This window comes from Pseudoalteromonas luteoviolacea CPMOR-1, from assembly GCF_001625685.1.
Classification (GTDB): domain Bacteria; phylum Pseudomonadota; class Gammaproteobacteria; order Enterobacterales; family Alteromonadaceae; genus Pseudoalteromonas; species Pseudoalteromonas luteoviolacea_K.
Window position 1 is genome coordinate 95573 of sequence record NZ_AUYC01000011.1, and the last position, 25474, is coordinate 121046.

Consider the following 25474-nt stretch of genomic DNA (forward strand, 5'->3'; position numbering starts at 1 on the left):
AGCGACAATTATCGCCAAGCGCACTTAATATGAATTAAAGCTAGTCTTCCTCACTTTCTTGCTGTGGGTTACGATCTTGAGTAAGCAGTAATATCAACAAGCTCACTATCGGCGTCAAAAATAAAGAAATCAGAAAAAAGCCCACCGGCCCCGCAAACGTATTACGTCCCCAATAGCCAGATAAAATACATAACACCAAATACAATGCCACTATCATAATGACCTCCTCAAAAGCCCAATGTTGAGAAATAAACCAACAGTTAACCTGTTGGTTTATCAAGGTTCAGCCACTGTGGTTACACAGTGGCATTGCTCGGTTGTGTGCTGGCATTACCCTTATCTTTGCGATATTTCGCTGCAATGTCTGCAATATCACCCTTAATGCTAGAAAGATTAAGGTCGATTAAAGTGCCACCATTTTCAAAATGACGAATAAATGTACTGCCCACTGCATGCGTCGATGCGGCAGACACTACAGGCATAAATGCGATTGCACTCAATGTTCCAATGACCGGCACTGCTTTTAAGAAGCTGCTTAAACCAGCCCCCCCAAGCGTTTGCGGAAATGAACCACCGATCACAGCACTGACCGTGCCACGCAGTTTATTGTCGCTGTATGATTGGCCATACACGTTGGCAATTTCACCAATCATCTTCATTTGGATACCCGTCAAAGCCACTAAATCAACCGCTGGAATTGGGATTAACCCAGAACCAAACGACCATTTAGAGTACTTATCGACAATGATCTGCGCCACGGCTGCTCGGTCTTCTGCCTGAACTACAGTGCTTTGCGGCTCCGTAGCAGAAGCATTCGCTTCATTTGCCTTGTCGTCCTTTGCTGTTTTTGTCGCTGTCATAATTCATCCTCTATGATGTAGATTTAAACAGTTGTGAACCCACCAAGTTCATGCGAAGTGTTTAAACATCATTAAACTTTGCATTTACTTGCCCTTATCACTGCAATTCCATGCGAAATTGCAGAAATTCCTTATTAAGGCCGACAAAAGTACAGAGACACACTTCACCCAACACTCTAATGCAGGCAGCCTTTTACTCATTTTGTTACTGGTACTAATTCACCGTGCCATCAAGCACACCTTGGCATTGCTCAGTACGGTGTCTATCGTTATAGAAAATAATGTTGCGCAGCTCTTCTGCGATACAATCAGACTCATAACCGGTTTTATGGTAATTACTAAACGCCATCACGGTTTGGTCACGCTCTAACAGCCTTGAAAAGCTGGTCACCCATGAATACGGATAACTGCCTGAGTACTGTAAAAACTTCTCGTATTTGTTCAAATTGGTACTGTTAGGGTCATCGGGGCAATCGGCGACTTTGCCATACTGATTTGGGTCGATATAAGTTACAAACCAGCCGTAGCCAAAGTACTCACATTCATCATCACTTTGGGTATTTTGGTACGGCGCAAACGCCATTTCTTTTTGCTCTGCATTTAAGATTAAGTCGCCATATAAGCCCTGATCCCACTTGTGCATGTCTTTTACCGTGGAATACATGTCGCCAGCGGAATACAGCACTAACGGGTTGCTATACGGGTTTTTGAAGATGTTTTCATAAGGTGCAGGCCCTCCGGTTTCTGGTGGGCGACCCGTTGTGAGTGGCAAATATTGATTTTCATCAAAGACATAGCCGGTGGTCATATTTTCATAAATGCCAATGGCATTAAACGCACCGCTGTCTTGCATATTGAGTGGGTCCAATATTTGCTCTTTAACGATATTTCTGAAATAGAAGCTTGGGTCTATTTGACCTTGCTTACCTGCGGCTAACTGTTCAATGATGTTACCAATGAGGTAGTAATTACAATTGCTGTAGGTAAACTTGGAACCCGGCTCGAAGCTTGGTTTGTTATCTTGCTCTGTGCAAGTACAAAAGCGATTGCCAAAGCCTTCTGGGCCATTTAAATCTAACGAGTCATCGTATAAATACGGTCGCCAGCCCCAATCAAGATATACGTCGGGGTTATCACTGTAGTTATCTATGCCTGAGGACATGCTCAACAGGTTATGTAATGAGACATCCGCACATTGGTTTTTAGGATACCAAGGCAGGTAATCGCCCACCGTTTTGGTTTTTAAATCCTCGTCTGCCAACATGCGTAATAAAATTGCCGCGGCAAACTCTTTGGTATTCGACCCAATTCGATATTTAGAGTCTGACGTATTAGCGACATCATATTGAATATTTTGTGGGCCACAATTGGCCTTGTACACCACATCCTCACCGGAAGTAACGTAAATACTGCCAAAAAATACCATCTTATCGCAGTAGTCTTTGACAGTGACTTCGAACATTTCTATCTGTTCGGCAGTAATGGTGTGATCTTTTGCCACCCCATTTTTAAAACAAGAGGTCAGAAGTAAACTCATACAGCATAGGCATAAAACCTTGAGTTGTTGCTGATAAAGCCCGTTCATTGTGTGTTTCCCTAGCGTTGCTCAGTTACTTTGCTAACTTCTTTACTACTAACAAAACTCATATTCAGTACGACAATTACGTCCATATTAGTACGCCGCTTTTGCCATACCCACTAGCACCTTTCTGGTGCCCGTATATGCTTCTCGACCATGGGTGTATAACATGTTGTCGAGCAGCATAATGTCATTGCGCTGCCACTGATAAGCAAAAGTCAGCGAGCGATAAACCTCATTGATGATGGCAATATCACTGGCTGCTATCTCGCTGCCGTCTCCGTAATAGGCATTGCGCGGTAAATTTTCTAGCCCAATACTTTCTCGCATTGACTCAGGTAACTGATTGTCGATGCTTGAGCAGTGAAATAAATGCGCCTGATTAAACCAAACCTTTTCACCCGTTTGCGGATGAGTCGCAACCGCAGGACGGATTTGCTTGGTCTGCAAGTGGTTATCAGACTTCCACTCAAAAATAATGTCGTTTTTCCAGCAATACGCTTCAACTTCCTCTTTATTCTGAGTTTGAAATACTTCCTGCCATGGCAGGTCAATATCGCCATAGTTGCGTACATACATCACACCCAACTTTTCAAATTTCTCCCGAAGCGCCAAAGGTAATTGCTGATACACTAAGCGGCTGTCTGCCAGCGGCGTATTACCACCTGTTTTTGCAGGGACCACACAGAAAAATCCCATACGCATTGGCCAACAGTTGGAGTAGGCATTTTCGTTGTGCTGCAAAATAACCTGATCAGCATGATACTCCGTGGTCGTATAAATGTTGTTTCTCAGTGCAGTGCGTGGTGAGGAGCGATAAATATACTGGCTGAGTTGCTCGCCAAAAATTGCCTCCAAAATCGTGCTGAACTGATGGGTGCTCGCAATATTCAAGCCGCGCAGCAAGGCCACGCCATCTCTATCTACCCACTCATTAATTTCTTTAATATGGCTTTTAACCCAAGCCAAACCACTTTGCTTTTGCGCTGAAAGATCATGCACAAAACTATCCAACTCGGTCCTCGTGTCCTCTTTGTCGAGCGCTAGTAACTGATCCATTCTATTCCCATCCTTAACTAGGTAAGATAAAATTACAACATAATATTTACATTTAACTGTACAGTATGTAGTGCTTTTCTATCTGCGTAACAAGCGCTTGCATGTCCGCCTTGTTTTGTAAAATTGATAGATGATCTCCTGCTACTTCCAGTGCAGTAAGGTTCGCCACCACACGCTGCCAGCCCATGTCTAATTTCACTGCTCGCCCCTCAAACTCTTTGGTGTCTGCCGCTTTGATGATGTTGACTTTCACATTCAACAACGGCGTATCAATCACCACATTCGATAACAACTGAGCTTTATATACTTGATAAAATGTTGCTAATTGCTGTGCTGACATATGCACGTCAACGTGTGAGAGCCAATCCGATAAAAGCGCAAACTTTGCCATTCCAGCCATTTGACTATAGTGCTCAATTTCATTTTGTCGCGGCGAAAGACTGAAAAATTCACATAAGTCATGTAACACAAATGCGTCAATTTGCCGTTCATCAACAGACGCGCAGGGCTGACTGGGCAGCGGGGTATCTAAAATGGTCAACGAGGCACACGTCAATTCACTGTGCTGCGACAGAAGACACAGTTCATAGCCAATGAATGCACCAAATGAATGTGTCACGACGTGGACTTGTTCAAAATCGCGCTCCAGTGCTTGCTGGTAATGTTTCGCTGTCTGATGAATATCGCCTATCACGTCAGGTTTGTCGGCTATTAAATCTGGCTGCAAACCATAAACAGGAATGCGTGCGTCAAGTTTATCTACTAGTTGAACAAATGAAATGAGCAAGCCGCCTGCGCCCGCTATCAGCACCACAGGCGTAAAGCCCACTTCCCCTTGCTGTAAACACATGATGCTTGTCGGTGATGTATCCTGCTGAGACTGCGTGGCACACTGGGTATCTATAAAATTGGCCAGCGACCGCACTGTGCTATGTTGCATCACAGCAGCTAAAGGCACCGTAATTGCTAATTGAGATTGGATCTCGGCCACCAACTGCATGACTAACAAGGAGTGACCACCGAGCACAAAAAAGTCATCGTCTAGCCCGACAAGGTCAACTTTAAGCAGCTGAGCAAATTGCGCTGCAATACCAATCTCAAGGCGACTTTGCGGCTTTTCCTTCGCGTGAGTTTGCACGCTGAGCCCTTTTGCACGCGCCACTAACGCTTTGCGGTCTAGCTTACCGCTGCTGGTATGGGGCAGCGCATCGATTGAGGTGATAAGTTGTGGGACCATATAACTTGGTAGCTGAGTGCTTAGTATCTCGCGCAGCGCTGATGCATCCACCTGTAAACATGCCGACTCGATAAACGCCACCAATTGCTCATTGCCACTGCTGTCTTGGCGCACCACAACCGCACAATTACCAATGCCCTCTATGGCCATCACCTGACTTTCAATATCAGCAAGTTCAATACGATACCCTCTAACCTTGACTTGACCATCTCGGCGACCTAAAAAGACAACTTCGTTGCGCGCATTCACCTTCACCAAGTCACCAGTTTTATACAATCTCAACCCGGTATGAGAGTCAATGATGAATGCCTCAGCGGTTTTTTTCGTATCTCCTAAATAGCCTCTCGCAAGGCCGATACCACTAATATAAAGCTCACCAGTCACATACTGAGGTAGCGGCCTGAGCTGCGCATCTAGCACATGTAATTGCAAGCCGTTGACAGGACGACCTATGGCAATGTCTTCATCTTGCCAATCCGTTACTTCTTGCAAGGTAGCTGAAATGGTGCTCTCAGTTGGCCCGTAAGCATTGATCAATCGTATCTGAGGGCCTTGATTTTTTTGCCATGATTTGAGTGCTGCCAGCTGCATTTGCTCACCCCCAATGGTGATCAATCTCAGCGATGAGCTAAATGCTTGAGGTGCTGCACACAGTTGATGCCAATAGGCTGTGGGCAAACTCATTAAGCTAATGTCTGCATCATGGGTTAATTCGCATAATCTTGCAGAATCAAGCAGCTGAGACGGCTCAGCCATCACTAATGTTGCGCCACTGAGCAAGGCGCAAAATACTTCCTCTGCAAATACATCAAAGCTAAAACTCGCAAATTGCAGGTAGTTATCTGCGCGTGTTATTTCATATTGCGCAGACAAGCTGCGCACATAATTAAGGATACTGCGTTGCTCTACCATTACTCCTTTTGGCACGCCTGTGGTGCCTGAGGTATAAATCACATAGCCCAGATCAGACCCTAAGCTTGTTGATTTTAAAGCGTCGCCTGAATAGCAATCTAGTTGCGCATTAATATCACCAACTTGATAAGTGGGGCATGGTACATCCTGATCTTGCCAAATCGCGCTATCCGTTAATACTAATGCGGCTTGGCACGATGCCACTATCAGCTGTTTTCTTTGTAGCGGCAATGCCGATGTCATCGGTACATACGCCGCGCCCGCTTTTAATACCGCCAAAACGGCAATAATCAGATCAGGTCCGGGCTCAATCGCAATTCCGACAATCGGCTGCGAGTCACTGTGTCCCACCTGCTCCACCAGCCAGTGGGCGAGTCGATTACTCTGCACATCTAGCTCTTTATAGCTTAAACACGCGTTGGGGCTGGTATCCCCGCTATCAAAGTAGACCAAGGCCGTCTCACTGCTGTTTACAGCCGCTGTTTGTACAAATGCATCTGCAAGTGTCTCAGCCTGTGACGCAGGCTCGTCTAACATATGTGCCTTATCGACCATTTCAAAGCGGGTAAATTCGATCTCAATTTGCCCATGTAAGGTGTGTGACAATGTGCACAGCTGTTGTGTCGGTTGCTCACAGACTTGTTCGAGCAACTGGGCCAACATTGATACAAAGTGCTGGCTGTGTGTTTCGCTTAGTACACTGGTTTGATAACACAGAGTCAAAGACAATTGCTTATCTCCCCCCACCACAAGGGAGAGCGGATAGTGGGTTTGATCTTGATAGTCGCTACTTACGATTTCAAATGGCAGGCTCGGCCCTTGGGACAAGGGATCGGTCGGATAGTTCTCAAACACATACAGTACATCAAACAAATCTTGCTGATTGTCTATTTGGCTCCATGTTTGCACATCACTTAAGCTGCTATGTGGATATTGACTGAGTGCAGTCACATTGGCTTTGAACCCCTGCAAATAGTCAGCGACACACATCTGCATATCTATCTGGGTATAAACCGCTTGGGTATTAATGTAAGGACCAACACGGCTGGCCATATTGCTAAGCGCAGTCGGGCGTCCAGCAACTGTTTGACCAAACATCACCTGATTGCGACCCAAGCAAACACTCAGCCAATAAGCGAAGACAGCTTGGATAAGTTGATTGGTAGTCAGCCCAAGCCCTGAGGCTGTTTTAGCCATCACTTGGCACTGTGATTCGCTCAGTACCTGATGGTATTCATGATATTGCACAGGTTCAGATGGTGTGGCTTTAAAACTGTCACTAATCAAAGTCGGTGAGTCCATATCGCCAAGATATGCTTGCCAAAATGCGGCTTCTTCAGCGCGATCACGCTGTTGTGTATGGGCAATATACTCTGCAAAGTTATCTGAGTGTATCGCCGCAGCTTGACCATCTATGCGCGCAGCATAAAAGCGCAGCAACTCACTAAATAAAACTGGCAATGACCAGCCATCCATGATCATATGGTGATAGGTCCAGATAAAGCCAACACGCTGCTCAGACATTAACACCAGTTGCAATCGCATACAGGATGCTTGGTTCAGTACTATACCTTGCTGATACGCTTGTTGAGCTAGCTGTTCAAAACAACCCCCTTGCTCTTCCTGCCCTTGACTATCCACCAACTCAACTGGGGCTGCAGCCTGCTCTAACACCACTTGCACTGGCTGGCCGTCAAGCGTTGTAAACGCGCTGCGTAAAATACTGTGCTGCTTGATGACTTGTTGCCACGCATAGATAAACGCCTCGCAATCAAAGTCGCCAGCAAACGTAAAGCAACATTGCTCGAGGTAAGGACTTGTTGCTTGGGCCTGCGCTTCTGCTAGCTGAGTTTGAAACCACATCCCTTGCTGTAGTGGACTAAGCGGGTAAATGTCTGCGACAGCCTGCTCAGGGTATTGGGCGAGTAGCTGAGCGAGTCCTCGATTAGAACAGGTGGGCAGTAACTTAAAGTCACTTTGCGTGTAATGACGCGTTGTTTGCTGTGAGCAATGCGTAAGTACCTCATCTATCGCGCTTTGTAATTGAGCGACAAACGCCTCAGCCGTGGCCTGAGATATTTGCTTTGCATCAAAGTCACAGTGCATGCGCAAACACTCAGCTTGAATCGAAGACGTCAGCTGCATCGCGTAAAAACAATGATTTTCTAGTGCTATCAAGTCCCCACAAGACTCATGCACATCACTAAGTGGACCCGCACTGTGGATCACGCTATCTAGTTGACCAAGGTAGTTAAAAAACACCAATTTTCTGGTGTCTATCACCAATGCCTCTCTCACTTTTACATCTGAATGCAAGTAACGCAATGTACCATAATCACTGGCTTTGTCTTGCACTGCAGCCAGTGCCTCTTTAGCTGCGCAGATCATGTCTCCCACTGTCGTGGCATTTATAAAGAGATGCAGTGGGTACAGGGCAGTCAACCACCCCAGAGTCTCGCTGCCATCAATCTGGCCCTGTAATGCCTCTCGACCATGCCCTTCCATCATCAACACATGAGATTGCGCATCAGTTAACTTAAATAATGCCAGATGCACCGCGGCCAGTAATAAGGTTTGAATTTGCGTACCATAAGCCGTATTGGCCTCTGTCAGTAGAGCTTGCGTCTGCGCTGTCGTCAGCTTTAATTGCAGACTGTGAACTGATACCTGTGCGGTTGTTTCTTCGCGTATGTCAAAGTATGTTTGCTTACGAGCAGCTTGCACTGCTGGCAACCAATCATCCATTTTAGCGCGATGTGCAACATGACCTTGCAGTGCCTGCGACACTTGTTGAATACTGACTTTAGGAGGCACTAAGGAGAGGGGCTCTTCAGTAACAGTGGCGTGCAAAGCATGAGCTAAATCTTCTAATACAAGACGCCAAGATACCCCATCAATGATCAAGTGATGGGCAATGATACACACGCGGTTTTTGTCGTCTTGCTGACCCGTATCTGCCATGATAAAACGCACTAAAGGCGAGCCATTAAATTGAAAACTCTGCTGCCATTGCTGACAGGTAGTCTGCCATGTGCCCTGCCAGTCATCCTTAGAGCTCAGGTCACACTTATGAACAACCTTAGATGCACAAAGCCCATCAATAAAATGCAATGTGTTGCAAGCCGCTACCGCCAACCTTAAACTGTCATGACGTGCGATAAGCGCTGTAACGGCGGCTTCTAATTGCCCCGCTGAGACATTTTTATCTAGCCCCAACATCACCGCTTGATTCCAGTGCGTAGGCAATGCAAATTGCTGCTCAAAGAACCAGTGCTGTGTGGGCAATCGATCCGCTTCTCCACGACCGGGCATATAAGTCACTTGATTGCTCGATACGTGGTCTATGCTCAGAGAGGCCTGCGAGATATGTGCACTTAACTGCGCGACACTTGGATAAGTCAACACATCAGAGACGGATAAATCAAAGCCTAGTGTCCGTGCCCGAGTGGCAATTTGAATACTTAAGATTGAATCTCCACCCATGGCAAAAAAGTCATCAGCAGGCTGTAAATCAGGCCGTTTCAGTAATGTACGATAAACCTGTAATAACGCACGGCTCGATTTTGGGAGTACTTCTTCAATGCCTTTCGAACCTGCTATTGGCACACTGATATGATGTTTTGCTTGCATGCATAATGCTTGCTTATCCACCTTGCCATGGGGCGTCAGCGGCATCTCAGTCAACAATACATACTCACTGGGTAGCATATGCGCTGGCAACTCATCACGAAGTTGACCTTCTAACTGCTTAGAAAGTGTTTGCTCACCCAAAGCAGCTGTTTGACAGACAAAGGCCACTAAACAGGCGCCCGCATTACCTGAATCACACAACAAGACAGTGGCTTGCTCTACTTCAGGTAAGGCATGTAGTTGGCTTTCAATTTCATCCAGTTCAATGCGATAGCCGCGCAGTTTTATTTGGTCATCATTGCGGCCAATATAAGCTAATCGCCCATTTTCAAGCTGCCTGACCAAATCCCCCGTGCGATATACTCGTATTGACTCACCAGTGGCCGTACGCCAGTTAATAAAGCGCTCATTGGTAAGCGCTGTGCGGCCCAAGTATCCACTTGCCAAACTGGCGCCTGCAATGCAAAGCTCGCCGATCGCACCGATGGGTTGCAATTGTTGCTGCGCGTTTAAAATGAGTAGTTGGGTATTATCAATAGGCAGACCAATATCTGGCGTTGTTGCGCCCGAGTCAACGAGGCCAGAAGTGGCTACCACTGCGCTTTCCGTCGGCCCATAATTATTAATGAGGACAAATGGATGCCCCGCGGTATCCACTGGCGCTAATTTGTCACCACCAACCAACAAGTAACGCAATGACTTCGGGCTAAACTCGCTGTCAGCTAAAACCGCCTGCGCAACCGGTGTGGCTAAAAAGCTATGGGTCACTTGGTGCGTGTGCATTGCTTGCGTCAAACGCCGTGCATCACTAAAGGTAGTTTTTGGTAAAAATACCAATTGCGCACCCGCCACCAAATAAGGCCACACTTCCCATGCCGCGGCATCAAATGCCACACTGGCTGTTTGTGTCGCTACAGAGTGGCTATCTACGGCAAACGCACGCTGATGCCACTGGCACAAGTTCATTAATCCTTGATGGGTATTCATAACCCCTTTTGGTTGACCTGTAGTCCCCGAGGTGTAGATCACGTAAGCGAGCTGCGCGGAATTTGCAGGGAGCAACGGCAACGCCCTCCCTTGAGCAGACATCACATCAAGGGCTTCTACATCAATCAGTTGAGCCGAGCTCGCTTCCTTATTATTAAACAAATCAAAACCCAAAGAGTTTGTTAGCACAAACTTACACTCACTATCTTTGGCAATAAAGTGGATCCGAGACTGTGGATAGCTAGGGTCAACTGGCACATAACATGCGCCAACTCGCATCACCGCAAGCAGTGAGGTGATCCACCGACTCCCAGCTGGTAGGCAGACCATAACTCGGTCGTCATTTTGTAGCCCTTGCTCAGTTAAATACACAGCAAGCTGCTCGGCAGCTGATAGCAGCTCGCCATAAGTAATGCATGTGCCATCTCTGTCGACAAGTGCCGTTCGATTGGCAGACTCGGTATTCTGATGAGCCCAAATAGGCTGCAGTACGCTCGGCGAGCACAGCACGTGTTGCTCACCGCATAATATCTGTTTTTGCCATGTTTCAGTTTTTACTAATGGCAGTTCAGTTACCCGCTGATCTAGGTTTGTCACCGCTGCTGTCACCATGACCTCAAACGCTTCAGCCAATCCCGCGATTGAATGATGAGAAAATAGGGTTTTATCATAAACCCAATTGAGCCGTATGCCATCAGACTGCTCACTACAGGTTAAGTCGAGCTCAAACTTTGCCTGACTATTAAGCTCATCCAATGCAGTGACTTGTATGTCGCCTAATGTCAATTCAGTGTGATCTTTGGGGTCAAACGCAAAGCTGATTTGAAATAAGCTGTGATGGCTCAGGTCTGTTCGCGGTTCACAAAGCGCTGATATTTGCTCAAACGGCACCGCTTGATGCTCATGTATCGCTAAAATTTGTGCTTTTTGCGCAGCCAATAAGGATTCGATCGTCATCTCTGGTGTAAATTGCATGCGGATGGGGAGTACATTGACAAAAAAGCCAACGATGTCTTTGAGCTGAGCATGATGACGCCCTGAAAAAGGCGAACCAATCACCACATCAGATACTTGACTGCAACGGGCAATACACAAAGAGAATAACGTGTGTAGCCACATAAAATGGCTCATCCCTAAACGCTGGCATTGCAAAGTGATGTGTTCAGACAAAGTGCTATCAAAATGGCTTGTGTGTTTTGCACCGAGTTGCTGAGATTTGTTGTTACGCACCCCATCCAAGGCCAGCTCATGCACCTGAGGAGCCCCTGCCAAATAGTCTTGCCAAAATGCGTGATGTGTCGCATCTTGGCACTGTGCTTGTTGCCATATTGCATAATCAAGATAGGTCACTTGTTTAGCTGCTTCACAACCCAAGTCAGCTTTAGTGCCATCGCACGCGTGCCGATATGCAAGGGCGAGGTCATCAACGATAAGTCGTAAAGAGTGCGCATCACAGGCAATATGGTGCACATTTATGCGTAACTTAAACTCTCTTTGCGATAATTTCAGCAAGTACACTCTGATCATCAAGTCTCGCTCAAGGTCGAACGCCTGCTGGTCATCATCGCGTTGTAGTTTTAGCCATGCGAGGGCGCTCTGCTGAGTAGACTTATCAGCGACATCTACAATCTGCAAAGGTGGACAATAATGGACAAGAACGCGCTGTTGCGGTGCGCCGGATTGATCTGTGCAGATCACTGTTCTTAAAATAGCGTGGTGCTGAATCACCTGCTGTAAAGCGGCTTCAAAAGCCCTTACATTCAATTCCCCTTTAAGTAAAAATGACATGGGAACGTGATAAACAGCCCCTGCTTGCTCAGCGCCCTGAATGTTATCTAACGCCCACAACCGCTGCTGAGCAAACGATACAGGGCCCTGTATTCGCTGTTTACACGACAATACTGGGTCAACCGATGTCTCACTTACAGAGGCTTTATCAGCCAGTCGCTGCGCTAACGCTTTAACACTTGAATATTGGAACAGCTCAAAAAGCACAGCATCTAAGCCAAACTGTGCTTTTAAGTAATAACACAGCTCCACTGCCAGTAATGAATGCCCACCCAGTGTAAAAAAGTCATCCTGCAAACCAACTTCGTGCTGGCATTGCAATACCGATTTGAACGCTTCTGCAACGTGTATTTCGACAGGTGTCATTGGCGCTTCAAAGGGAGCTTTATCGTTATCTGTTTCAGTCAAAGATAACAACGCTTTTTTATCTACCTTGCCATTCACTGTCAGTGGTATTCTGGACACGGTGCGCGTAAAACTCGGTAACATAAAATCAGGTAGATTCACTTTTAGAAAGGTGTTTAGCTGGACACTTAAATCAGTAAAGTCCGCACCAGTACCTTCAGTAATAAATGCCGCAATGTACGCCCCTTTAACTGGGTGCTGATTGAGTATCACTACCGCTTCATCAACCCAAGGGTGCATCCTGATCTGATTTTCTATTTCCCCCAACTCAATACGGTATCCACGTACCTTAACTTGATCATCAATACGACCAATATACGTCATTTCGCCGTCCGGTAGCAGTCGTACCAAGTCTCCTGAGCGATACAGCCTTTCGCTATGCCCCTTTGCTAAACTCAGCTCAACAAAGCGCTGCTGATTGAGCTCTGGTCGTTGCCAATAACCCCGTGCAACACCTTCACCGCCGACATATAGCTCGCCAATGGCACCTTGCGGCAGTAAGCGCTGTTGGTTGTCTAACACATAGCTAGATGTCGTGTGGATGGGTTTACCTATGTTACTTTGACCAACAGCAAGGTCGTCATCACTGAGGCGCTTAAAGGTGACATGTACCGTGGTTTCTGTGATCCCATACATGTTGATTAACTGACATGACGGCAACAGCTTGCGCCAGAGTTTTATTTTGCTCGGTTGCAGCGCTTCGCCACCAAAAATAACGTATCGAGTTGCTGGCGGCTGATGGGTTTCTTCCACCAGCCGTTGCATACAGCTTTGTAGCACATAAAACGCACTCGGCGTTTGATTTAATACCGTCACGCCTTCGCGAAGCAGTAGCCTAGCAAACGCCTCGGTGTCTTTTGCCGTGTGACTATCAACCACCACTAACTTGCCGCCAAACAAGAGCGCGCCGTACATTTCCCAGACCGAAAAGTCAAAGCAAAACGAGTGAAATAGACTCCACACATCTTGCTCATTAAAATCAAATAAACTTGGCTCTGTGAACAGCAACCGCACGACATGGCGATGCTCTATTTGCACCCCTTTAGGCTTGCCTGTGGTCCCTGAGGTATAGATCACATAGGCTAGGTGATCCGGCAGTACCTTTGGCGCAACAAATTGACGTCCACTGTGCGTGTCAATCGCTCTATCTGCGACAATGCATCGCACTGCAAGCTGGGAAAACAACGCAGCACTTTGCTCATCACACACCAACAAATCACTGTTGATATCCGATAGGATGTATTCAATTCGCTCTTGTGGGTAATCTGGGTCGATAGGGACATAAGCACCGCCCGCTTTTAGAATCGCCAATAATGCAACCACCATGTCGGTGCTGCGCGTCATACTCACAGGTACCAACTGCTGAGGCTTTACGCCTTCAGCAATTAACGCACAGGCAAGCGCATCAACACGCTGTCCAAGCTGGGTATAAGTCAGTGAAGACGCACCATCTTTCACCGCAATGCGCAAACCTGCATGCATGATTTGCTGTTCAAGTAACGAAACGATACTGTGTTGCTGTGGCCAACTGGACTGGCACTGCGGCTGAGAGAGCAGTTGGTTGGCATGTAATACATCCAATAATGGCACATCACCCACAGCCATAGTCGGGTGATTGACTATGCCTTCGAGCATCACCGTAAAGCTACTTGCCCAATTTTGAATCGTTTCCCTGTGGTAAAGGTCATTGTCATATTTCCAGTGAATAACCAATGCCTCTCCGTCAAACTGAGCGTGTAGCTCTAGGTCACACTTTACCGCAACGCTTTGTGCATCTAATGCTTTGTACTCTTCCACTTCAAGCCCATTTAACGTCAGAGTTTGCGCATCAGGCTGGGTTAATGAAAATAAGATTTGCACCACAGGATGATGACTTAAATCTCGTGTCTGCCCTAGGTGTTCAACTAGTTTATCAAAGGGGAGTGCTCGATATTCCAACGCAGCCAAATTACGCGCTTTTTGCGCTGCAAACCATTGCTCACAAGAAAGCTGCTCATCGACTTCGGCATGCATCACTAAGGTGTTCACGAACAGGCCTATCAAGTGTTCCAGTTGAGGGTTATCACGCCCGAGTACTGGTGTACCTATTACCGCCCGAGATTGCTGGGTCAATCGCCCAATAAACAGCATAACACTACTACTCATCCACATAAAAAGTGAACTCTGCTGCGCATTAGATAGTGATATTATGCGCTCTGTCAGATCACGAGACAGACGTTGCACATAACGTGCCCCCTGATCAGTTTGCACGGCCATTCTCGGTTTATCACTAGGCAGTGACTGAAGCGGATCCAAGCCCGCTAATTGCGATTTAAAATAAGCCAGGTGGGGCGCAAAGTCATCATCACCCAATTGTGCTCGTTGCCACGCCGCATAATCAACATACTGCAGCGCTAAAGTGGGTAATTGTACCTGCAAGTTACCGAGAATGGCGTTGTAAATAGTCGCCACTTCGTGCACTAAATTCGCCATCGATGCGCCATCTGAAATGATATGGTGCATATTAAAAAATAGCTGATGGTGATCCTTATCAGACAGCACTAGAACACGTATTAACCCCCCTTTATCAAGTTTAAATTCACGTGTACAAAAATCATGGATATGGTTTTCAATCTGTGTGGCTTGCTCATCATTGGGTAACTGGCTGACATCAAACCACTCAAACGGTGTATCAAAGTCTCGCATAATGCGCGCATAAGGCTTGCCATTTGATTCCTCCCCAGCAAGAAACTGACAACGTAAGCTTTCATGACGTGCAATCACTTGTGTCATGGCACATTTTAATGCATCAACATTGAGCTTCCCTGAGATACGAAAAGAGGCAGGCATGTGATACTGTTGACCACCATGCAGCTGCTCAATAAACCATATACTCTCTTGAGCGAAACTCAGCGGCAGTAGTTCGGTGCGCGCTATCGGGCTGATAACACCATCATATGCCGTCACGGTGTGCGTTTGCTGTTGTTGAAAATAAGCCACTAAATCTGCTTTATTGGCGATGACCTTGCTTTTAAGTGCCTCGGGAAAAGCATCTTTTTGACGAAATGCCAAGCGGCCATCTTTTTCGTATAACGTGACGCCTGCATCTAGCGCTTCGGCAATCAGCGATTCAAGTTCTAGTGTCTGACTCGTTATCACAGGAACATCTCCTCTGATGAATCACTATCACTAAGCTGCGCTTGTTCATAAGCAGTGTGGATCCGGATCCACTTCACCAATGCGGTTATAGTGGGTCGCTCAAACAATACCCGCATCGGCACAGCGATATTCAACTGCTCTTGAATTAATCCAGCACATTGAATTGCCAACAAAGAGTGCCCGCCCAGAGTAAAGAAATTATCTGTGATCCCAAACTCGTCTACCGCCAGCACAGTAGCAAAAATTTGATGCAGCGCTTTTTCAAGCTCAGAGCTTGGCACAACTACCTCAGTCTTGCTTTGACACTGCTGTGCCCAACTTCTCAAGGAATGAGTATCTAGCTTGCCATTATTGGTCAAAGGCAAATGCGCTACTTGAATAAAGCGATGCGGCAACATATAAGTTGGTAACTGTAATGCAAGCTGCTCACAATATTGGATACCACGTATTTCATCGACTAACCGCGGCAATGGCACTGTTTGCCCGTCATTTTCAAGCACCACAAATGCCTCGATATTGTCTCCCTTATCGTTCAACAACACCTGAGCTTCTTTAATCTCTGCTTGTTGCACTAAATAGTGCGCAATTTCATCCAGCTCAATACGATAACCACGCAATTTCACTTGCTGATCAATGCGTCCGGCAAACCGTAATTGCATGGCATTTGATGCTTCATCAAATTGCCACTTGGCTTTATCACCAGTGCGATAAAAACGCACCGCTTGCCCTGAAGGCTGCAACGACAATGTGATAAATTTCTCGTCTGTCAGTTCTGACTTACCTAAATAGCCATCGCTGATAGCATCACCAGACACATACAGCTCCCCCAATACGCCATTTGGCACAAATTGCTGTAGCTCATCTAACACCACACAGTGGCTGTAAGGCATTGCTTGACCAATTGGCACATCATGTTGACCGGAGCCTATCAGCTGATCTATCACATGGCTGTCACAGCGATAAGTGCTGGTGCCTACCGTGGCCTCTGTTGGACCATATTCATTGAACCATTGTGTATTAGGTAAAAAGACATCCAATGCCTTGAGCAATTGGCATGACAATACCTCACCGCCAATGACCACTCGGTGCTGTCCATTGAATTGGCGTGTTAATGACAGCTGTTTGGCCACTTCTAACACACCTTTTAGGTGCGCAGGGGTCACTTTTAATAAATAAGACTCATGACTAAACAAGCGCTTAGCTAGTTCAGCTAACAAGGTGTCATTGTCATCAATCAGTTCGATACCTAGCCCTGCCAACAAACCGCCCCATAAGGAAGTCACAGTGGCATCAAAAGCGACTGGTGTGCTTACAATCGCCCGTGACAAGGCACAATTGGTGTACTCTCTGATAGCGAATGACAAATAGTGATGAAGATTTTGATGACTGATTTGGACACCTTTTGGCTGCCCTGTAGTCCCCGAGGTGTATATCACATAGGCCAACGCATCAACATGCGGTTTAGGCAGTGCTCCTTGATCACACGGTGCCGGCCAATTTCCATCATCGTTTGTTGAAAATAAGGTCAGCGGGGATTGTGTAATAGAGTCTGACAAATTTGCCAATCCTCGTAGCAATTCATCACAACTGATCACTCCCGCCGACTCGCTGTCCTGCAAAATATATTGAATGCGTGCGGCAGGCAATTTAGGGTCAATCGGTACATATGCACACCCAGCACGTAATACAGCAAGTAATGCAACCACCATATCCGCGCTCGGTGATAAGCATACCGCCAATTTGTCATCAGCCTTTACCCCATTTGCCAATAGGTGACTTGCAAAGGAGCCCGCTCGCTGCCAAAGCGTTTCATAACTGAATGAGTCACCGCCTGCGTCGATAACAGCCACTTTGTCCTTATGCATATACATGACATTTTCAAAACGCTCATGCAAACATACCGGAATATCATGCTCACAGGTATGCCCAGCCTCTTCGGCCAGTAAACGCTGCTGCTCAGGTGTTAGAATGGCTAAGCGACTTACGGGCCAATCAGGACCAGATAACGCCGCGTCGATAAGGACATTAAATGCCCCTGCCATTGCCTTAATGGTGCTTTCATTAAACAAAGCACAGCTGTAGCGCCACTCTAATTCAATCTCGGACCCTTGCTCTACGGCATTAACCTCTAAATCAAATTTAAGGTTAAGTGACTCTAAAGGCGCTTCTTCAATATGCAGATCAGGTAAGTCAATATCAACAACATCATTGTTTTGTAGTGCAAATAAAATCTGAAATAATGGCTGGTGGCTTAAACTACGCTCAGGCTTAACCGCTTCAACTACTTGCTCGAATGGCAACGATTGATGTTTAAATGCATCTAAAATCACTGCCTTTTGCTTAGTAAGATACTGATTAAACGTGAGGCGCTTATCAGCTTGAGCACGAATAACCACTGTATTTACGAAAAAGCCGATGAGGTCGTTAAGTTGTTTTTGAGTCCGCCCGGCAACTGGCGAGCCAATGGCCACATCATCTTCACCACTCATGCGCATCATCAACAGCGAAAATACGCTATGTAACCACATAAACAAGGTGACTGATTCGGCTTGGCAATGAGACTTAATCGCCGACGTAGTCGCTTCATCTAATGTGACTTTGAATTGCTGTGCAGCCAGTGCTTGCACGGTTGGACGAGCAAAATCGAGCGGTAGCTGGTGTATAGGTGGACAGTCAACCAACTGCTCACGCCAATAATCTATCGCAACTTGCTGCTTATCAGACGTAAACTGCGCTCTTTGCCAATGGGCAAAATCCGCATATTGAATATCCAGCGGTTGAGCCAGTATATGCGGCAACTGATAACCCACCTCACCTCTATGGTGACGATAAAACGCGATAATTTCTTTGACTAAGATAGCCATAGACCAGCCATCACTGGCAATATGGTGCATATTGAAATGTACCCAATAGCGCTGATGAGCACGTTTTATGACGGTGACGCGCAACATAACATCCTGACTTAAATCAAAGTCTTTTTGGCAAAACTGTGACTTGAGTAGCTTTTCCCTCTGGCATTTTTCACGCTCATCCAATAGTGAGATATCTTCAAAGATCAAAGGCACTTCAACCTGTTCTCTCACTAACTGCTCAGGAGACTCATTACTCGCGCCTGGCAGTATGATGCTGCGTAATACTTCATGACGCGCGATGATACTGGCTAGTGCGTCATTAAATGCCACCAAATCTAATTCACCGCTAAACACAAAGCTGGCCGGCATATGATATTGGCTACTGCCATTTTGCAACTGATCAATTAACCATAAACGCTGCTGTGAGAAAGAGAGAGGCAGTGTTTGTGTACGCGACACAATGGGGATCTCATCGCCGCTGATCAGCTTGTCAAAGCTGGGCAACGCGTCTGCTAGCGCTTGTACACTTGGGGTTTTAAATAATTGTGGTAGGGTGATATCAACTTGCAATTGTTGACGTATTTGGCTGACTAATTTGATTGCTAATAACGAGTGACCACCCAACTCAAAAAAGCTGTCTTCTAAGCCAATACTGGCTGATGGTAACGCAGCCTGAAATAACATCATGAGCGTTTGTTGCAAGGGTGTCAGATCTGCGTGTTGCAGCGCTATCACATTGCTTTTCTCAAGGTGTTGTTGCGCGTCTTCATAGGTCGATATCAAAGCCGCTTTGTCGACTTTGCCATTACGAGTTAACGGCATGGCTGTGACAGCATGAAACGCCGCGGGGATCATATATCCAGGCAACCTCTCTGTCAGTTGCTGGCGTAACTGCCGATCACTATAATGGGGCTCTTCCTGCCATAAAATATGGGCAATTAAAGTTTGTGCACGGTCATCTACAGTCAGAGCGCAATCAACAATGCCTTCAACCGCCAAAATAAACTGTGATACGGCATCTAAATCAATTCGATAGCCACGTAATTTAACTTGTTCATCAGTACGCCCAAGATAGCGTAAATACACAGGTGCTCCGAGCTCATCAAGCTGCCACTTCACCACATCACCCGAGCGATAAACAGGTTGTATTTGGTTCGCCACAATGGCGCGCAATGTGAACTTTTGCGCAGTTAATTCAGCTTGATTGATATATCCCTTACTCACCATGTTGCCCGCAATGAGCAACTCACCTGACATATTACGCGCTACTGGCTGGTCAAATTCATCAACCACTAATAAAGTCGCCCCTTCTATGGGGCTACCTATGGGCGTATCGGGTGTATCCGCCAACTCAGTCAGTGACATGGTCGCGGGGATATCAAATACACTGACCCCCACAGTACTCTCAGTCGGGCCATATTCATTGACAATGTGACAGTTCGGTAGTTTGTCTTTGAATTTAATTACTAAATCAGTTTGCAGGGCTTCTCCACCAACAATTAATCGGTGCATGGTTTCACACTTTGACTTGTCATGCGTCATAGATAAAACAGCACGCAAGTGAGCGGGAGTTAACTTAAATAATGAAGCGTGTTTTGCCCAAAGTTGATCAATTAGTTCAGGGATAAGCGATGCCCCCTGTGGCAACATAGTCAGCATACCACCACTAATTAATGTGGGTATGATGGCTGTTACCGTGGCATCAAATGCCGCAGGTGTACTGACCACACTGTGCAACGGCTCTGATACGACATAACTGCTTAGCGCATGATTTAGGTATCCTCGCAAATTACCGTGGCTTATCGGCACCCCTTTTGGCTGTCCCGTTGAGCCGGAAGTATAAATGATATAGCAATCCTGTGCTTCTACGGGGACCTCACACGCAGGCAACTCATGAGTCGTTGGCATAGTATCAGGGTAAGGCGACAACATCCCATCGTCGTCCCATACATCGTCAAGTAGTAAGAAGTCGCTGCCAGCATCGATAAGCAGCTCTGCATTGTCGCTGAGCGTCAGTGTCAACATCACATCCGCGTCAGTCACAATATGCGCTAGCGTTGCCGAGGGGGTAGTCTGATGCAGTGGCACGTATACGTGGCCGGCCTTACCGACCCCTAACATAGCAATCAGCACCAAAGGCCCTTCAGGGAGTAACAATGCAATACGTGATTGCGGCTCAAACGCCATTTCTAATAAACAGTGCGCCAGCTGATTGGTTGCACGTTCAATGTCTGCGTATGACCAACTCTGCGCTCTAAAGCACAACGCTGTTCGATGCGGATGTTGTTGCGCAATGTCACTAAATTGACTCACCCAGGTAGTCATGTCACACGTGGTCACATCAATAGATTGACTTGCACGTACAAACGCTTGTGCAGCATCAGGTCGCCATAACAGCAATTGAGACAAAGCAATATCGGGGTTATTAAGGCACTGCTCTATCACCCATAAATACTGATCATGAAAATCAGCGATACTCTGCGTATCCCAAAGGGCCGTATCAAATAGCCACTCCACACAACACGTTTTATCATCATCAATGACACAGACTTCCAAATCTAGTTTGGCACTGCGAGTGGTTTGCGCCATCAACTGCACATCTAAATCTTGTAATTGGAGTATTTCATTAACTTCGGTATTGACCCGAAATACCACTTGCGCCAATGGATGTATCGCCAAATTTCGCGGCACTTCTAACGCTTCAACCAACACATCAAATGGCACCACTTGATGGGATTGTGCCGCTAAAAACTGTGCTTTACTACTCTCCAAGGCCGTGCAAAATTGCGTACCAGAAGTAAACGTATCTCTCAATACCAAGGTATTAATGAAGTTGCCAATAATAGGTTCAAACGCCTGTTTTTCTCGTCCTGACACCGGCGTTGCCAGCACAATATCTCGCTGTTGCTGCGCACGACTCATCCACAGACTAAACGCTGTTTTTAACACTTGGAAACGGGTGCAACCGTGACGTTGACAGAATGTTTTTATCGTATTTTGAAGCGCTGAAGGCACGTCAAAGCAAGCAAGTTCCCCCCCTTTCACAGCCTCGTTTGACCTTGCTCTATCTGTAGGTAAGGTATGCACTTGCGCAATACCCGACAGAGCCTCACGCCAATAATCTATACTCACTTGCCAATTGGCCGTTTCCGATGCTCTGTGTTGCCAATCAATGAAATCTAAATAAGTGAATTGAGGCGCCTCGATAGCGCACATTTGCTGTTCACACACTCGATATGCATCATTCAGCGCATCGGCCAATACTGCAATAGACCACCCATCAGATACAATATGATGCATGGTGATCAGCAATATATGACGGTCTTGAGCGCATTTTATAAGTGACGCTCTGAGCATTAGATCTGAGCTTAAATCAAAACCGCGTTTGATATCAGCCGCCACAATATCATCAATAAGATGTTGTTGATGACTGCCAGCGTACGCAGACAAATCAGTATCATTAAGCACAAACACCGAATCCGCATTGTCTTTTTGATACGCTGTTCCCTCGCTATCCTGATGGAAGGTAAAACGCAACATTGGATGTGCTTGAATAACCGATGAAAACGCCCGAGTTAAACGTCCACGGTCCAACTTGCCCTCAATTTGATATGCACCTTGTAATTGATATTGCTCGCTGTGGCCTTGCATGTGATCAATAAACCAAATTCGCTGCTGAGCAAAAGATAGGGGGTAGCGCGCTTGCTCAGGCATGTTTCTCACTGGCAATGACTCAGCCTGTTCCCCCTGTGATTCTATGCACATCGCCAACTCTGCAATACTGGGGTTAGCAAAAATATGCTTTAAGCTCAGCGATACACCACATTGCGTGTGGATCTCATTAAGCAAACGCATAGCAAGCAACGAATGGCCACCAATGGCAAAGAAACTATGATCAATGCCAATACCTGAACACCCTGTCAAAGACGCAAAAATGCCCAATAGTTGACGATGGAGTTCAGAGTCTGGTGCACGCGTTGCCTCTGACACTTCTATACTCAAAGATTCCAGCGCCTTGCGATCTATCTTGCCATTGCTAAGCTTTGGCAGCGCTGATTGCTGGATCAAATAGGCGGGGATCATGTGCATGGGTAATTGTTGTTTTAGCTGCTGACGGATTTGCTGTTCCGTTTGAACCAAATCCGAGTTTTTATGCTCACTAACAAAATAGCCCACAAGCACATTTTGCAGTGCGACTTGGCGACAAATCACGGCCACTTGCTGTACATGCTCAAGTGCATGTAACTTACTTTCAATTTCAGCAATATCGACTCTAAAGCCGTTAATTTTTATTTGCTTATCCAATCTACCTAAAAATTCAACCTGGCCATCAAAATTGCACTTCACATGATCACCCGTGCGATAAAAGCGACGTGCATCACACTCTGTGACTGTCAAAGTCACAAACGCGCCACCTGTGGCCTGTGGCGCATTAATATAGCCACTGGCTAAACTCTCACCGCCAATATATAACTCACCTGGCACACCAGCGGGAACGGGGAGCTGTTGTGCATCTAAAATCACAAATTGAGTATGGTTAAATGGCAACCCAATGGGCACAACTTGTCCTTTATGAGTGGTTGGGATCTCAAAAGTGCAAACGCCAATACATGTCTCGGTTGGTCCATAGTGATTAAATAATCGCGCGTCATGATTCAAATCGCGCAGCTGCTGAGTTAATTCCAAACTGAGCGCTTCACCGCCAAGTATCCATTGCTCGACTTTTAAAGCAGATTGCTGCAACCAAGGAAGTAAGGCGTGTGCAAAAGAAGGGGTGAGCTTGATCAGATTCACCTCGTGTTGATGACATGCTTGCACTAGACTCTCAGGTTCGGCACCATCACACAGTAAAATGCTCCCGCCCCCGCTAAACACCGGGAATATCCCCGTTAGCCCTAAATCAGTCGCAAGGCCGGTTACCACAGCCGATCGTGTCTCTTGGTTGAACGTGATACGCTCAGACACGCCGATGACATAGCTTGCCAATGCATGATGAGATATCACTACCCCTTTTGGTTTACCAGTGCTACCCGAGGTGAACATCACATAAGCGATGTCTTCACCTGACGGCATCGCCGGTAAGTGTTGCTCAGTACTTAGCGCATATAGGTCATTGTCATCTAATATTTCTATCCCATTGGCTTTTAAAGCAGCAATATGCGCAACTTTATCACTGGCACACACGATACGCTGACTGTCCGCCTGCGACATAACTTCCAAGATACGTTCTGTTGGCGTGTCAACATCTATGGGTAAATATGCAATGCCAGCTCGCATCGCGCCAAGCATCCAGATTAAACTCTGAATATCACGTTGAACTAATAAAGTCAGCGGTGATGATACCGGCTGATGTACTGTATATAATCGCCGTGCAACGCCTTCCAATTGCGTGATCAACGTGTCATAACACATGATGGATGGACCTTGTTCATTTTGAACATTGGCCTGGATCAAGGCTGTGCGCTCTGGGTGTCGCTGAGCACTTTGATAAAGCCTCGCTATCACGCTCACTGGCGCAATAATCGGTTCTATCTGTTTAAGGGGTGAGGCTTGCCTTGTAGAAGGCAGTGTTAGTTGTCCAATTCCCTGTTCAGCCCCCTCACAAACCAAATCAATTAAAGCGATATAATCTGTACTTAATTGCTCAATAAATCGGCCATCAAATAACTGTTTTGCATAATCAAAACTCAACACCACGCCACTGTTGAAGTCTGTGATATTTAAAGTTAAATCATATTTAGCAGTATGATTGTCCAGCGCGAATAGTTCCGCACTGACCCCATCATTGCGCACCACCTGTTCAGCGACTCCGTTGTAGTTAAATAACACTTGGAACAACGCTGAGTGTGCGGTCGATTTTGCTAAATCTAACGCATCGATGATCTCTTCCACCGCGACACTTTGATGTTCAAGTCCCGCTTTTACCAGTTGATGAGTTTCGCTAAGCACGTGTTGCAGTGACTGATGACCATCAAGTAAGTTGCGCATTGGCAGGGTATTAATAAAACAGCCGACAACCTGTTCAAACTCAGCTTGAGTACGATTTAAAACAGGCACACCAACGGTAATGTCTTCAGCTTGCCCATAGCGATGTAACAGAGCGTAAAAAACCCCTAAGTAACCTGCAAATGCGGTGATCCCCAATTGCTGACAACGCAATGAAAAGTGGTGTGCCTGCTCCTGTGAAAGGGAGGCCTCTAATTTTTCACCATGATATTGCTTATGCGCTTCACGTGGTGTGCTGGTCGGCAGCTCAAACACGCTGAGATCCGCTAATTGTTGCTGCCAATAACGCAAATGCTGTTGATAGACACTGCTTTGCTGATATTTATTTTCCCAATGTACAAAATCCAAGTACTGCAAGGTTTTTTCTGTTGCACTTTGCCCTTCAAGTTCATCGATGAGCGACTGCGTAAACAAGCGAATAGACCATCCATCCGCAACAATATGATGCATACACACATATAACCAATAACCACGACCTTGCTCGGTTAATAACCGCGCGCGCACTAATAACTCATTATCTAAATCAAATTGATAAGACAATTCATCCTGTATGCAGCGAGCCGCAGACTCAAAACCGGTGAGCGCGGCACGCTCTTGTACTTGTAATACCAACCTCACATCCTGATTGACGCTTTGTATTGCCTCACCATCTTGCTGCTTAAATTGACTGCGCAATATGTCATAACGCTGCAAAACCACATTTAAGGCATTTTCTATCTGTGCAGCACTATACGCCTTTGATAAGCGAAGTAATCCGGCCATATTATAAGCGCTAAGGTGTGTTTCATATTGCTCTATAAACCAAATGCGCTGCTGTGCGCGTGACAGCTTGCCTGACTTTTGATGATGGCGCTGCATGTATGCAATCAGTGCTTGCTTATGAGCCCTTATCTGCGCTAACTTTTGCGGGGGTATCTCACTTTGCCGACTTCTGAGCTTCAAACGCCCATCTTGCACATATACAAAAATGCCTTGGCCATCTAACTCGGCCAATAAAGTTTCAATCGCTGAATTTTCCATT

At 46.3% G+C, this 25474-nt stretch carries 6 protein-coding genes; all 6 read right to left on the reverse strand.

All coding sequences use genetic code 11. The features are described from left to right. Window positions 1-40: 40 nt before the first annotated feature. Entirely contained in the window at window positions 41-217 is a 177-nt protein-coding gene (locus N473_RS26450; protein WP_196766350.1) for a hypothetical protein, read from the reverse strand. Window positions 218-296: 79 nt separating this feature from the next. Beyond that, window positions 297-860, reverse strand: coding sequence for a YcjF family protein (locus N473_RS01605; RefSeq protein WP_039607633.1), 564 nt, complete (start codon window positions 858-860; stop codon window positions 297-299). Window positions 861-1074: 214 nt separating this feature from the next. Then, entirely contained in the window at window positions 1075-2445 is a 1371-nt protein-coding gene (locus N473_RS01610; RefSeq protein WP_039607632.1) for a serine hydrolase domain-containing protein, read from the reverse strand. 87 nt (window positions 2446-2532) lie between these two features. Next, the gene (locus N473_RS01615) at window positions 2533-3498 is read right to left on the reverse strand and encodes a TauD/TfdA family dioxygenase (protein WP_063366432.1); all 966 of its coding nucleotides are present in this window, start codon (window positions 3496-3498) and stop codon (window positions 2533-2535) included. A gap of 52 nt (window positions 3499-3550) precedes the next feature. Then, window positions 3551-15595 (reverse strand): non-ribosomal peptide synthetase, encoded by a 12045-nt coding sequence (locus N473_RS01620; protein WP_081220888.1) that lies wholly within the window; start codon window positions 15593-15595, stop codon window positions 3551-3553. Further along, window positions 15592-25473 carry a non-ribosomal peptide synthetase gene (locus tag N473_RS01625; RefSeq protein WP_063366433.1) on the reverse strand — a complete coding sequence of 3294 codons (9882 nt, stop codon included), beginning with the start codon at window positions 25471-25473 and terminating at the stop codon, window positions 15592-15594. The genes N473_RS01620 and N473_RS01625 overlap by 4 nt, the downstream gene beginning before the upstream one ends. Window position 25474 lies beyond the last annotated feature (1 nt).